Origin of the sequence: Metabacillus indicus LMG 22858, assembly GCF_000708755.2 — a bacterium.
GTDB classification, from domain to species: domain Bacteria; phylum Bacillota; class Bacilli; order Bacillales; family Bacillaceae; genus Bacillus_P; species Bacillus_P indicus.
The window spans coordinates 942,452-955,950 of the sequence record NZ_JGVU02000002.1 but is presented as its reverse complement, the minus strand read 5'-3'; the positions used below and the strand labels follow the sequence as shown (position 1 = coordinate 955,950).

Annotated in this window: 12 protein-coding genes; 11 read left to right on the top strand and 1 reads right to left on the bottom strand. The window is 45.1% G+C overall.

From position 1 onward, the window contains the following. Nucleotides 1-131: 131 nt before the first annotated feature. The 11 genes from panB (at nt 132) to AZ46_RS08005 (ending at nt 10,712) form a co-directional block, all read left to right on the top strand. Entirely contained in the window at nt 132-974 is an 843-nt protein-coding gene (gene panB / locus AZ46_RS08050; RefSeq protein ID WP_029280313.1) for a 3-methyl-2-oxobutanoate hydroxymethyltransferase, read from the top strand. Beyond that, nucleotides 971-1,813, top strand: coding sequence for a pantoate--beta-alanine ligase (gene panC / locus AZ46_RS08045; protein WP_029280315.1), 843 nt, complete (start codon nt 971-973; stop codon nt 1,811-1,813). Before panB ends, panC begins: the two co-directional genes overlap by 4 nt. A gap of 24 nt (nt 1,814-1,837) precedes the next feature. Continuing rightward, complete coding sequence (panD, locus tag AZ46_RS08040; RefSeq protein WP_029280316.1) at nt 1,838-2,221, top strand: aspartate 1-decarboxylase; 384 nt, start codon at nt 1,838-1,840, stop codon at nt 2,219-2,221. A 132-nt stretch (nt 2,222-2,353) separates the two neighbouring features. After that, nucleotides 2,354-5,158 carry an ATP-dependent DNA helicase DinG gene (gene dinG, locus AZ46_RS08035; RefSeq protein WP_029280317.1) on the top strand — a complete coding sequence of 935 codons (2,805 nt, stop codon included), beginning with the start codon at nt 2,354-2,356 and terminating at the stop codon, nt 5,156-5,158. 182 nt (nt 5,159-5,340) lie between these two features. Next, nucleotides 5,341-5,511, top strand: a complete 171-nt coding sequence (locus AZ46_RS21460; protein ID WP_081414144.1) for a YpmA family protein — start codon at nt 5,341-5,343, stop codon at nt 5,509-5,511. A gap of 12 nt (nt 5,512-5,523) precedes the next feature. Further along, the gene (locus tag AZ46_RS08030) at nt 5,524-6,015 is read left to right on the top strand and encodes a cell wall elongation regulator TseB-like domain-containing protein (RefSeq protein ID WP_029280319.1); all 492 of its coding nucleotides are present in this window, start codon (nt 5,524-5,526) and stop codon (nt 6,013-6,015) included. A 13-nt stretch (nt 6,016-6,028) separates the two neighbouring features. After that, nucleotides 6,029-7,216 (top strand): pyridoxal phosphate-dependent aminotransferase, encoded by a 1,188-nt coding sequence (locus AZ46_RS08025; RefSeq protein ID WP_029280322.1) that lies wholly within the window; start codon nt 6,029-6,031, stop codon nt 7,214-7,216. A gap of 108 nt (nt 7,217-7,324) precedes the next feature. After that, nucleotides 7,325-8,617, top strand: coding sequence for an asparagine--tRNA ligase (gene asnS, locus AZ46_RS08020; RefSeq protein ID WP_029280324.1), 1,293 nt, complete (start codon nt 7,325-7,327; stop codon nt 8,615-8,617). Between the two features lie 179 nt (nt 8,618-8,796). After that, nucleotides 8,797-9,501, top strand: coding sequence for a DnaD domain-containing protein (locus tag AZ46_RS08015; RefSeq protein ID WP_029280326.1), 705 nt, complete (start codon nt 8,797-8,799; stop codon nt 9,499-9,501). A 22-nt stretch (nt 9,502-9,523) separates the two neighbouring features. After that, on the top strand, nt 9,524-10,186 hold the full coding sequence (nth, locus tag AZ46_RS08010; protein ID WP_029280328.1) for an endonuclease III: 663 nt from the start codon (nt 9,524-9,526) through the stop codon (nt 10,184-10,186). Further along, on the top strand, nt 10,179-10,712 hold the full coding sequence (locus tag AZ46_RS08005) for a YpoC family protein (protein WP_029280330.1): 534 nt from the start codon (nt 10,179-10,181) through the stop codon (nt 10,710-10,712). Before nth ends, AZ46_RS08005 begins: the two co-directional genes overlap by 8 nt. A gap of 74 nt (nt 10,713-10,786) precedes the next feature. On the opposite strand, the gene AZ46_RS08000 is transcribed toward AZ46_RS08005, so the two are convergent. After that, a complete protein-coding gene (locus AZ46_RS08000) occupies nt 10,787-13,468 on the bottom strand; it encodes a PBP1A family penicillin-binding protein (RefSeq protein WP_029280331.1) in 2,682 nt (893 codons plus the stop codon). Nucleotides 13,469-13,499: the final 31 nt, after the last annotated feature.

Below are 13,499 nucleotides of genomic sequence, written 5' to 3'. Positions count from 1 at the left end.
GGACTGGGACAGAGGGATATCCAGCCAGATATGATGACACCATCAATCCTTCTTCCTATTGGAGAAGGTTTTTTTGCGGTCAGCCATTTGCTGGTTACGAAATTCCTCTGCATCACATGGGAGGGAAAAAAATGAAAACGAGACTTGATTTTGTTAAAATGAAGCAGGAAAATGAACCGATTGTCATGCTCACAGCTTACGATTATCCTTCAGCCAGGCTTGCAGAAGAATCAGGTGTAGACATGATTTTAGTCGGTGACTCACTCGGCATGGTCGTGCTTGGATACGATTCAACTGTGCCTGTTACAGTCGCGGATATGATTCATCACACGAAAGCTGTTAAAAGAGGGGCGCCTTCCACGTTTATCGTGACCGACATGCCGTTTATGTCCTATCATGTCTCAAAAGAACAGACTCTAACATTTGCAGCAGAGATTATGCAGCAAAGCGGGGCACATGCTCTAAAGCTTGAAGGGGCGGATGGAGTGCTCCAACATATTGAAGCGCTTACATGTGCGGGGGTGCCTGTTGTGGCCCATCTTGGCCTTACACCGCAGTCAGTAGGAGTGCTTGGGGGATATAAAGTTCAGGCAAAAGATGCAGAAAGCGCGAAAAAATTAATGCATGATGCAAAGCAGTGCGAGGAAGCGGGCGCAATTGCGCTTGTGCTGGAATGTGTTCCGCGCCAGCTTGCATCAGAAATTTCAAATACATTATCCATACCTGTCATTGGAATTGGGGCAGGAGCCTCAACAGACGGACAGGTGCTTGTCTACCACGATGTTCTTGGCTACGGCGTTGACCGTGTGCCAAAGTTTGTCAAACAGTACACAAATGCCGGCAGCGGGATGAAGTCCGCTCTGACTGCTTATGTGCAGGAAGTGAAAAAGAGAGAATTTCCTGAAGAAAAACATACATTCACGATGAAAGACGAAGAACTACAGGCGTTGTACGGGGGTACTGCTGCAAAATGAAAACTGTCACAACCATAAAGGAACTAAAGCAGATTATCAAAAATCATAAAAAAGAAAACCGTACCATTGGCTTCGTTCCAACGATGGGCTATCTTCACGAGGGCCACTTAAGTCTGATGAAAAAAGCAAGGGAAGAAAACGATCTGCTTGTTGTCAGCATTTTTGTCAATCCTCTCCAGTTTGGTGAAAATGAGGATTTTGATTCGTATCCCCGCAACTTGGAGCGGGATGCAATATTGACAAAGGAAGAGGGCGCAGACTATTTGTTTGCTCCCTCTACAGACGAAATGTACCCTCATGAACCGTCCATTTCCATGAAAGCAGTGAAGCGCACGAATGTTTTATGCGGAAAATCCAGACCCGGGCATTTTGACGGTGTAGCAGCTGTCCTGACGAAGCTTTTTCATCTTGTTCAGCCGGACAGGGCCTATTTTGGAATGAAGGATGCTCAGCAGGTTGCGGTGATCAGCGGACTGATTGAAGATTTTCATTTCCCTGTTGAGCTTGTACCGGTTGAAACGGTCAGAGAACTTGACGGACTAGCCAAGAGTTCCCGAAATGTCTATTTGCTTGAAGAAGAAAGAGAACAGGCGCCTGAACTGTATAAAGCCTTGAATGAAGGTGCCGGGCTGCTTGCTTCAGGCCATTCTCCGGAACAAGCTGCTGATTTTGTGAAAAAGAGGATTGAAGACAGAACAGACGGCGAAATTGACTATGTCGAGGTTTACACCTATCCGGACCTGCAGCCTTTGAAGGAAGCTAAAGGAACCATCATTCTTGCAGCAGCGGTCAAATTCAGCAAGGCAAGATTAATCGATAATATTACGTTACAGCTATAGAGAAAGATACAGGAGGAGATAGGGATGTTCCGCACCATGATGAAGGGTAAAATACACCGTGCAAGGGTGACAGAAGCTAATTTGAACTATGTAGGCAGCATTACGATCGATGAAGATATACTTGATGCAGTGGATATGCTTCCAAATGAGAAAGTCCAGATTGTGAATAACAATAATGGAGCCCGCTTTGAAACTTACATTATACCCGGGGAAAGAGGTTCAGGCACAGTTTGCCTGAACGGCGCTGCAGCGAGACTTGTTCAAGAAGGTGATGTTGTCATTATTTTAACGTATGCCATGATGTCAGAAGAAGAAGTCCGCGCACATAAGCCGAAGGTTGCCATCATGAATGAAAACAATGAAATCGTGGAGATGCTGGGCCAGGAGCCGGCCTCAACCATTATGTAATGGATAAATAGCACCGATTTCAAAAAAATCCCCCAAAATCTTGGGGGATTTTGCATTATAAGTGGTAAAATAACGATATTGGTTTTTTGGATGGGGCTTTTATAAGCCCTGGTTAATTGAGGTGTAGCAAAGATGAAACAAAGATTTGTTGTAGTTGACGTGGAAACAACAGGTAATTCTCCGAAAAAGGGAGACCGGATTATACAGCTTGCGGCTGTTGTCATTGAAGAAGGAAAGATCATTGACCGCTTCTCAAGCTTTGTGAATCCGAAGAAAAAGATTCCCTCTTTTATTGAACAGCTGACAGGCATTACGACAGAAATGGTGGAACATGCTCCTGCATTTAAAGAGATTGCAGATAAAGTGTCATCGCTTTTGAACGATGCTTATTTTGTTGCCCATAATGTTCATTTTGACCTTTCTTTCATTCAGGAGGAATTGAACCGGTGCGGAATTCAAATGTTTACAGGGCCGATTTTAGATACAGTTGAGCTTTCCCGGATTGTTTATCCGAGTGCTGACAGCTACAAGCTTTCCGAGCTGTGCAGAGACCTTGGAATCCAGCACAAGAATCCGCACAGGGCGGACAGCGATGCGGAAGTGACGGGAGAACTGCTTATTCATATTCTCTCAAGGCTTTCAAGCTTGCCGGCTGTTACTCTTCATTCCCTCAAAAGATTATCAGCTTCGTTTATCAGCGATGCCGAGGAAATGCTTGAGGAGCTTGAAACAATGAGTGAGCTGAGGCTGAAAGAGACTAAGGATATCGAGGTGTACCGGTCGGTTGCTGTCAGAAAAACAGACGATACCAATGAGAATCCGGATCAGTCCGGAACTGAAAAACTTCCTTTCAATGCCTTTGCAGAGAAACTGATGAATGAAAATGGTTCTGTCGCAGCCCACTTTGTGCAATACGAAAAGCGCAGTGAACAGGTAAACATGATGAAATCGGTTTATCAGTCTTTTTCAAGCCATCAGCACAGTCTGATCGAAGCAGGGACAGGGACGGGGAAAACACTGGGGTATCTTGTTCCCGCTGTCTATTATGCTATGACTGAAAAGAAGAGGGTGCTCATCAGCACATATACGACAGCCCTTCAGCAGCAGGTGATGGAAAAAGAATATCCGCTTCTAAAACAGGCAGCAGGGCTGCCGTTTTCAATGGCTGTTCTTAAAGGGAAATCTCATTACCTTTGCTTAAGGAAATTTGAAAAGTACCTCCATGAAGAAGATATGAATTATGATAATCTTTTGACGAAAGCGCAGCTGCTTATCTGGCTGACGGAGACCGAAACAGGAGATGTGGATGAACTCAATCTGCCTTCTGGCGGGAAACTCCTGTGGCAAAGGCTCCACTACGATCCGAAGCTGTCGGGTTCTCCCTCCAATCCTTGGAAGGAACGCTGTTTCTATACGAGAGCCTATAAGCGGGCAAATCAGGCTGATGTGATCATGACGAATCATTCGCTTTTGCTCTCAGCCGTATCTTCTTCCTCAGACATGCTTGAAGGCATCGAGGAAGTCGTCATTGATGAGGCGCATCATTTTGAGCGGACAGCAAGTGAGCATTTAGGGAAAAGAATTCATTACCTGACGCTCCAAGCCCTGACAAATCAGCTGGGCAACCTGTATACAGACGGTCTGCTCCGCAAAACGCAGCAGCTTTTCAGCAAAAAGAAATGGAGTGAACCATTTCTTCAAATCGATACAATTCTAAAGCAGCTTGCTGAAGACAATCAGCTCCTGTTTACAACCCTTCACAGCTATGTGCTGCAGAACCAAAAGGACTCTTCATCTAACAAGATTGCCTGCCGCTTCAGTCATGATGAGAAAAAAAGCAGAAAATGGCTGGCCATTTTAGAGCTTGCAGCCAGAGTGAAATTTCAGCTCCATGATATGATTTCCATCATGAATAAACAGAAGGGTGTCTTCAGCAGACTGGAAGAAGCAGAAGAATCGTTCGATCTTTATGAATATTGGGAAGTGATGGACCGATTTAAGGCCGCATATGACAGCCTTGATTCCCTATTCTTTAAAGACAGTCCGGGAGAAGTGAAGTGGATTGAGATAGAATCCAGGGGAGCGAGAAATGCGGTAAGTGTGTATTCACAGCCTGTTTCTGTTTCTGATCAGCTGGCTGACGGATTTTTCGCGAGTATGAAGAGCGCTGTTCTTACATCGGCCACTCTCACTGTAAACGGGACTTTTGATTATATGATTTCTGAGCTTGGGCTAAGCGATTTCTATCCGTCGGTCCACGAAATTGACTCACCCTTTGATTATAAGAAGCAGGCAATGCTGATGATTCCATCAGATTTCCCGTCTGTCCAGCATGTTACGCTTGATGAGTATACGGAAGCAATCGCTGGCAGGGTTTCTGAAATAGCCAAAGCGGCGTCAGGAAAGCTCCTTATCTTATTCAATGCCTATGATATGCTTAAAAAAACGCAGCAGCTGCTTAAAAATGATCAGAGCCTGGATGATTTTGTCATCATGGGGCAGGGCGGCGGAAGCATCACTAAGCTGACTAAAAACTTCCGTCAGTTTGAAAAAGCTATTCTTCTTGGAACAAGCACGTTCTGGGAAGGAATGGACTTTCCAGGCGATGAACTGACAACGCTTGTGATTGTCAGGCTGCCGTTTTCTCCGCCGGATGATCCCAGGACAGCAGCCAAATGCGAAGAGCTGACGAAAGAAGGAAAGAATGCCTTTTACCATTATTCGCTTCCTGAAGCAGTTCTGAAATTCAAACAGGGATTTGGGCGCCTCATCCGTACAGAAAACGACAAAGGCCTCCTGTTTGTCTTTGACAAAAGAATCATTGAAGCCAAGTATGGAAGACATTTCATTGATTCACTCCCTGATATTGAAGTCTCGGTTGAACCAATGGCCTGTCTGCACAAAAAAATCGCAGACTGGAAAAGCAGCAGAACGTAAAAAAAGCCTGTGTGAGCGCACAGGCAATGGTGTGGGTAGGAGAAAATTTATTTTCACTAAATCATCATGATGCTGTTATAATGGGTACATAAAACAACATGTCGTTGTCTGTACTTTTATTGTGGCCGTTTGCGGCTGTGATATAAGTTACAATTTTTGTTTTTGCACTGGAGGTATAGACCATGGAAAGTAAGATTGAAATTCTGTCTACTGTGACCGTGGAGCATTCGGATGATCTCTATAAAATTGTCGACGGGCTGAACCGTACGCTGAAAAGAGAAAATCTGATGTTTGGGCTCGCTCTTGATCAGGAAGACAAAAATAAAGCTGTTTTCACGATATACAGAACGTAAGGATTTGAAACAATGGGGAGAAAAATAACGATTGCATCCATTTCTGCAGGAATTCTGCTGCTTATTGCCGCGGCTGTTTTTATGAATGTCTACAACACGGCTATGGCTCAAAAGAAGGATGGCCACACGGAAGCCATTCAGAGAGCCGAACAAGAAACGGAGCTGAAAAAGGCAGAGAGTGCTGAAACCTTTAACGGCCTGGAACAATACATCGTCATTACAGGATCTGATGACAGCGGGAAGCCCGTGTATGTATTTGTTCCTTCAGACAAAAAGAAAAAGCCTGTACTGAAGCTTGTGTCAGACGGCATTTCAGAAAAGGAAGCACTTGAAGCTGTCAGATCGGAACAAAACCCGCAAAAGCTGATTAGTGTGCAGCTTGGCATGGAGGGCAGCGTTCCTGTCTGGGAAGTGAAATATATTGATGATCAGAACAGGTATACATATGATCTCGTCCAATTTACAGACGGAGAAATCAGAAAACATATTGCCATCAGGAAATAGGGGGACTATAGTCATGAAACTAGCTGACAGAGTATCTGCATTAACACCATCAACCACATTGGCCATTACTGCAAAAGCAAAAGAACTTAAAGCTGCAGGACATGACGTGATTGGCCTCGGTGCAGGCGAGCCTGATTTTAATACGCCGCAGCACATTATGGACGCTGCCGTAAACGCAATGAATGCCGGCCAGACAAAGTATACACCTGCAGGCGGCCTGGCTGAGCTGAAAAAAGAAATCATCAGCAAGTTTGAACGTGACCAGGGAATTGCCTATAAACTGGGAGAAGTGATTGTGTGCAGCGGCGCAAAGCATGCCCTGTATACCCTGTTTCAGGTTCTTTTAAATGAAGGTGATGAAGTCATCATCCCTGCACCATACTGGGTAAGCTATCCTGAGCAGGTTAAACTTGCAGACGGAGTGCCGGTTTATGTAGAAGCATCTGAAGAGAATCAATTTAAATTAACTCCTGAACAGCTGAAAGAAGCAATTACTGAGAAAACAAAAGCTGTCATCATTAACTCTCCGAGCAATCCGACGGGGATGCTCTATACGAAGGAAGAACTTGAAGCGCTAGGCCAAATTTGCCTGGAGCATGATGTTCTGATTGTTTCCGATGAAATTTATGAGAAACTCATCTATGGAACTCATAAGTATGTTTCAATCGCTGAATTGTCAGAAGAGCTTAAAAATCAGACAATCATCATCAACGGTGTTTCCAAATCGCATTCCATGACAGGATGGAGAATCGGGTATGCAGCAGGCAATGAACAAATCATCAAAGCGATGACAAATCTTGCGAGCCACAGCACCTCTAACCCGACCTCCATTGCTCAATATGCCTCGATTGCTGCATACGCGGGATCGCAGGAGCCTGTTGAAGAGATGCGGAAGGCGTTTGAAGAGAGACTGAACATTATCTATGATAAACTCGTTGCCATTCCGGGTATTTCATGCCTGAAGCCTCAAGGTGCTTTCTATCTATTCCCGAATGCAAAGCAGGCAGCTGAAATGACAGGCTTTGCATCAGTGGATGAATTCGTAGAAGCGCTGCTTGAAAAAGAAAAAGTTGCCATTGTTCCAGGATCAGGCTTCGGCTCTCCGGACAATGTAAGACTTTCATATGCGACATCTCTTGACGTCATTGAAGCAGCACTTGAGAGAATCGAACGGTTTGTAAAAGAAAACAGTTCACACTAAAAGATGGGCCGTCAATTGACGGTCCGCTCTTTTGTTTGGAGATGCCATAAGGTATAATAGATGCATGTACATATATTTTGATCTGCGGTTTTTTTGGAGGGACATAACGTGAAAACAACGATTAAAGAAGTAAGCAAATTTGTAGATAAAGAAGTAACAATTGGCGCATGGATCGCCAATAAGCGTTCAAGCGGTAAAATTGCTTTTCTGCAGCTGCGTGACGGCACTGGTTTTATTCAGGGCGTTGTCGTAAAGGCAGAAGTCGACGAGGCTGTTTTCCAGACAGCTAAATCAATCACACAGGAATCATCCATTTTTGTAACAGGCGTTGTGCGGGTGGACGAGCGTTCTCCGTTCGGTTATGAACTTGGGGTAACAGGCATTGAAGTCATTCATGAATCTGTTAATTATCCTATCACACCTAAAGAACACGGGACAGAGTTCCTGATGGACCACCGCCATTTATGGCTGAGATCTAAACGCCAGCATGCTGTGATGAAAATCAGAAACGAAATTATCCGTGCAACTTATGAATTTTTCAACAAAGAAGGATTTACAAAAGTAGATCCTCCGATCCTTACGGGCAGCGCGCCAGAGGGTACATCAGAGCTGTTTGCAACAAAATACTTTGATGAAGATGCCTACCTTTCACAAAGCGGTCAGCTGTATATGGAAGCAGCTGCAATGGCTCTTGGAAAAGTGTTCTCTTTTGGACCTACATTCCGCGCCGAAAAATCAAAAACAAGACGCCATCTGATTGAATTCTGGATGATTGAGCCTGAAATGGCATTCTATGATTTTGAAGACAACCTTGTGGTTCAGGAAAATTACGTGTCATACGTTGTTCAAAGTGTCCTTGAAAACTGCAGTCTTGAACTGACGGTTCTTGGCCGCGATACAGAAAAGCTTCAGCAAATCAAAGCACCGTTCCCGCGCATTTCATACGACGATGCCATCAAATTCCTGAACGAAAAAGGTTTTGACGATATCAAGTGGGGTGATGATTTCGGCGCGCCGCATGAAACGGCCATTGCTGAAAGCTTTGATAAGCCGGTATTCATTACACACTACCCGACAGGCATTAAACCGTTCTACATGCAGCCTGCTCCGGACCGCGATGACGTTGTCCTTTGTGCAGACCTGATTGCACCTGAAGGATACGGCGAGATCATCGGAGGATCACAGCGCATCCATGATCATGAGCTGCTGAAACAGCGTATTGAAAAACATGACCTTTCACCAGAAGCGTATCAGTGGTACCTGCAGCTCCGTGAATTCGGGTCAGTGCCTCACTCAGGTTTCGGCCTTGGGCTTGAGCGAACAGTAGCGTGGATCAGCGGAGTTGAGCATGTACGTGAAACGATTCCGTTCCCTCGTCTGTTAAACAGACTTTATCCTTAATCAGCAAAACGGGCGAACATGAGTCTCTATAGAGGCTCATGTTTTGTTTTCCTGTCAATATTTAATCCGGCGCTTTGCAGCTGCTCTTTCCTTTCATTCCTGTCTGGAAATTGGTTTAAAAGACCATCGCCGTTTTACAGACAGTCCGTGTTATACTAAGTGAGGTGAGGTGACCCGTGATGAATAAAGAACAATTTACAGCCATGCAGGAACAGGGCTATTTGACTGTGCCTTCGGCGCTTATATCCAATTACTTCCGGTTAGGCCTCAAAGAAGAGGAGCTGGTTTTGCTTCTGCAGGTAAATCTGCATCTTCAAAACGGAAATCAGTTTCCTACACCGGACGAATTATCAAATTCCATGACCATACAGACATCTGCCTGCACATCTCTTTTAAGAAGTCTGCTGCAGAGAGGGTTTATTGATATTGAAGAATATGAGCAGGCTTCCATAAAATATGAACGTTATTCCCTAAAACCGCTTTGGGGCAAATTGTATGATGATTTGCTGAAAAAAGAGGAAGTTCAATTTGATGAGAATCAGGAGCAGGAAAATGTAAACCTGTATCCTGTATTTGAACGGGAATTCGGAAGGCCCCTGTCCCCATTTGAAGTTGAAACGCTGTCTATTTGGATGGATCAGGATTATCATGATCCGGTTATTATTAAAGCAGCCCTTAAAGAAGCGGTCATTTCGGGCAAGCTGAACTTCAGATACATTGACAGGATACTTTTTGAATGGAAAAAGAACGGCATCAGAACGATTGAACAGGCAAGAAGCTACGGGAAGCGGTTCAGGCAGCATCAAGTGCAGCCGCAAAAACAGCCGGAGTCTGAAGAAGAGTACAAACGAAAAGTGCCTTTTTACAACTGGCTGGAAAGTTAAATGAAAATGAACAGGTGATGTTATGCTGAACAAGAAACAAATCAGAGAAGCACTGGATACAATCGGGGACATGTTTCCGGACGCCCACTGCGAATTAAATCACAGCAATCCATTTGAGCTTGTCATAGCAGTTGCTCTTTCTGCCCAGTGTACAGATGTGCTTGTAAACAAAGTGACGAAGAGCCTGTTTGAAAAATATAAAACACCGGAAGATTATCTTGCTGTTCCCATTGAAGAACTGCAAAATGATATCCGGTCGATCGGACTTTACAGAAACAAAGCTAAAAACATTCAAAAACTTTGCACGCTGCTTATAGGTGAGTATGACGGAAAGGTTCCTGAAGACCGCGATGAACTGACCAAGCTTCCCGGTGTAGGGAGGAAGACGGCAAATGTAGTCGTTTCCGTAGCTTTTGGCATACCTGCCATCGCTGTTGATACTCATGTTGAAAGGGTGAGCAAGAGGCTTGCGATCTGCAGGTGGAAAGATTCTGTATTGGAAGTTGAAAAAACCCTGATGCGGAAAGTGCCTGAGGAAGAGTGGTCTCTGACCCATCACAGACTGATCTTTTTCGGCAGATATCACTGCAGGGCCCAGGCGCCAAAATGCTCAAAATGTCCGCTTTTACATATGTGCAGGGAAGGGCAGAAGCGCATCAAAAAAGGGACGGTCAGAAATGTATAGCAGCAGTGTGCCCGGGGATTTTCTCCATGAGCCGTTCGGTCCTTTTCAAGAAGCTTTTCATAGTGATTTGGAACAGGTGCTTGCCATTAATCCTTTTTACTATGACATCTGTCTGAAAACAGGCGAGCAGGTGCTGTGGAGACCTTGGGAGCATGCAGATCAATCGGTTTCCGCTATTATGAAAAGGTGGGATGCACTCAAGACAACAATTGCATCCGGCTTCCGTTCCCGTCAGAAAAAAGCCTCAAGGAAAGACATGATTGACGGGGTATCCCTGTTTGTTTGCTGTCTTTACTGGAGCAGCGGCAAACCGGTCGGGCATTTAGATCTCAGAAACACAGACTGGACTGCTTTTGACATACAGCCTGTGAATGTACATGAAAGACTGAACTATATCCTTATAAAGCCGGAACAGTATCATTCCTTTGTTCAGCTTGATCAGCTCTTTCAGGAGTGCGAAAAGCAGTTTTCAAAACAAATGGCCCTAAAAAAATACAAACAAAAAAACGCAGGGAAATCGGAATGATTTCCCTGCGTTTTTGTTTTGGGGAGACCTGCATGTGCAGGTCTCTCTTTTATCATGCGCTTGTGCTTTTCTTATCAATCATCATCATTGTTTCCATTGCCGTTTCCGTTTCCATTATTGCCGTTTCCGTTTCCGTTGCCGGGAGGAAGCGGAATCAGAGGTTCAGCAGGCTCTTGAGGTGTTTCGCCTTCGCCAGGAGGTGTTTCACCATCTCCAGGTCCGCCTTCACCAGGAGGCTGTTCTCCTTCGCCAGGAGGCTGCTCGCCTTCACCAGGCTCACCTTCACCCGGAAGTTCACCGCCGGGGAATTCTTCGCCAGGAGGCTGTTCGCCTTCACCAGGCTCTTCTTCAGGCTCTTCCGGTTCTGCAGGTTCCTCTATGACTGCTTCCGGAATTTGGATCGCTGCTGCGGCAGAGTCGCTTCGGTTAGAGCCGTCGTCATCGCTGACGGCTGCAATCTGGAATTTATACGTTGATCCAGGATTCGGGTTAGGGATGGCCATGCTGGTGTCTTTCGTCTGATTGATCACCTGTGCAGGACCTCCGTCAACAGACTGGCTGATTTCAAAGGTAACAGAGTCTTTCAGATCCTCTTTGTAATCCCAGTTGAGTACAATTTGATTGGCTGTCTGATCATATTCCACTTTAAATCCTGATGGTTTAGCAAGACGCTTATACTGCTCAGAAACCTTTGTAGGCTCTGTGCCTTTTACAAAGTACTCGCTGATTTTCTTGCTGTCAGGCGTAAATTTACTTGCAAGCTTCGGCGGGTTAGAGCCGTTTTCAACTGTAACTTTAACAACTGAGTTTGGTTTTTTGAAATCTTTGCCGTTTCCGCTTGATACTTCTGAAATCACTTCTTTAAAAAGTTTCTTCGCAATTTGCTGATCTGATTTATTCAGATGCATTTTTTCATCATTTTTTGAATAACCGGTCCATACTGCAGCCGCATATTCCGGAGTGTAGCCGACAAACCAGCTGTCTTTCGCACCGCCGGATGGAACGTTGTATTTTTGTTTATCCTCTTCAGAGAAGTTTGTCGTTCCTGTTTTGCCTGCAACTGTGACCCCGGGAACTCTTGCTGCTGTACCTGTTCCTTCTTCAACAACAGAAATCATCATGCTTGTTGTCATATAAGCGGTGTAATCGCTCATTGCAGCTTCAGCCTCAGGAGAAAGATCAAATTCTGTTCCGTCGCTTAAGACAACTTTTGTAACGGCATGTGGCTCTGTGTAAATGCCGTTATTGCCGAACGCTGCAAATGCTCCTGCCATATGAAGAGGGGATACTCCCGTGTCAAATCCACCAATAGAGTATGCTTCCGGAATTTCCTCTTCAAGCGGAATGCCAAGTCCTGCGGCAAAGTCACGGGCTTTGTCAATTCCGACTTCCTGCATAGCCTTCAGAGCAGGGATGTTGCGTGATTGTGCCAGGGCGTCGCGGATGGACATCTGTCCTTTGTAGCCGCGGTCAAAGTTATTGATTTTGACGCCGTTTGAATAGGTATATGGTTCATCCTTAATTTGTTCATATGTGGACCACTTCAGATATTCAATGGCCGGACCGTAATCAAGGACAGGTTTAATCGTCGAACCCGGCTGTCTTCTCGTGTCAATTGCATAGTTGAAGTCTCCGACATTCTGGTTGCGTCCGCCGCCGATTGCGCGGATTTCGCCGGACTCTGTATCAATAAGCGTGATGCCTGCCTGGAAGTTGTCATCAGGGAAGCCGACATCATTTCCATTAAGAAGATCTTCTACATATTTTTGTGCATCTGTATCGATTGTCGTATAGATTTTCGCACCTGCTGAGCTTACATCGATATCCGTTTTATCTTTCACTTCTTCAATGACCTGCTCGACATACGCACTGTATGGATTTGATTTTTCTTTTTCAGGAACAACGGTAGATTGAACAGGAACTTTTTTCGCTTCTTCTGCTTCCTGCTCTGTAATAAAGCCTTGTTTCACCATCATATTCAGGACGATGTTTCGTCTTTTTTCAGCTGACTCGGGATTTTTTCTCGGGTCAAAGTTTGTCGGGCTCTGAGGGATCCCGGCAAGCATTGCTGCCTCGTGAAGCTCAAGGTCCTTCAGTTCTTTACCGTAAAAGCCTTCTGCTGCTTTCCCGACTCCGTAATATTGAGGATGATAGTAAATTTTATTTAAGTACATCTCAAGAATTTCATGCTTTGAGTATTTTTGCTCAAGCTGAAAAGCGAGCCACAGCTCCTGAACCTTACGGGTAATCGTTTTTTCATGAGTGAAGAAAGAGTTTTTAATGACCTGCTGGGTGATCGTGCTTCCGCCCTGGGAACCGAACCCTTGTGTAACGTTGGCAACGACTGCACCGCCAAGGCGGATAACATCTACCCCGCTGTGTTCATAAAAGCGGGCATCCTCCGTTGCAAGAACAGCTTCTTCGAGTACTTTCGGAATGTCATTGTAGGAAATATAGGTTCGTTTTTGAGCGCCTACTTCCGTAATTTCATTGCCTTCTTTATCGTAAATGGTAGAGGAGTAGGAATCCTTCAGTTTCTTCTCATCAAGCTTCGGGGCTCCTGCTGCGATAACCGCAAATGTTACGCCGCCTGCAATCATGCCGATCAGTCCGATCGATATCAGGATAAACAGGATGCGTTTCCATAGGGCACCCCCGCCGGGTTTGTTCGGTTTTTTCGTTTTAGTCTTGCTTGTTTTACTTGTTTGCGCAAGTGCCCTGCGGCGTTCCTCGCGGCTTTTGTATTGATCTGACATTGCGTTTTTCCAACCTTTCATTACAAGATCC

Excerpts from the sequence above, each read along its gene's own strand:
- panB (WP_029280313.1), top strand. The coding sequence starts at position 132 with ATGAAAACGAGACTTGATTTTGTTAAAATGAAGCAGGAAAATGAACCG.
- panC (WP_029280315.1), top strand. The coding sequence starts at position 971 with ATGAAAACTGTCACAACCATAAAGGAACTAAAGCAGATTATCAAAAAT.
- panD (WP_029280316.1), top strand. The coding sequence starts at position 1,838 with ATGTTCCGCACCATGATGAAGGGTAAAATACACCGTGCAAGGGTGACA.
- dinG (WP_029280317.1), top strand. The coding sequence starts at position 2,354 with ATGAAACAAAGATTTGTTGTAGTTGACGTGGAAACAACAGGTAATTCT.
- AZ46_RS21460 (WP_081414144.1), top strand. The coding sequence starts at position 5,341 with ATGGAAAGTAAGATTGAAATTCTGTCTACTGTGACCGTGGAGCATTCG.
- AZ46_RS08030 (WP_029280319.1), top strand. The coding sequence starts at position 5,524 with ATGGGGAGAAAAATAACGATTGCATCCATTTCTGCAGGAATTCTGCTG.
- AZ46_RS08025 (WP_029280322.1), top strand. The coding sequence starts at position 6,029 with ATGAAACTAGCTGACAGAGTATCTGCATTAACACCATCAACCACATTG.
- AZ46_RS08015 (WP_029280326.1), top strand. The coding sequence starts at position 8,797 with ATGAATAAAGAACAATTTACAGCCATGCAGGAACAGGGCTATTTGACT.
- nth (WP_029280328.1), top strand. The coding sequence starts at position 9,524 with ATGCTGAACAAGAAACAAATCAGAGAAGCACTGGATACAATCGGGGAC.
- AZ46_RS08005 (WP_029280330.1), top strand. The coding sequence starts at position 10,179 with ATGTATAGCAGCAGTGTGCCCGGGGATTTTCTCCATGAGCCGTTCGGT.
- AZ46_RS08000 (WP_029280331.1), bottom strand. The coding sequence starts at position 13,468 with ATGTCAGATCAATACAAAAGCCGCGAGGAACGCCGCAGGGCACTTGCG.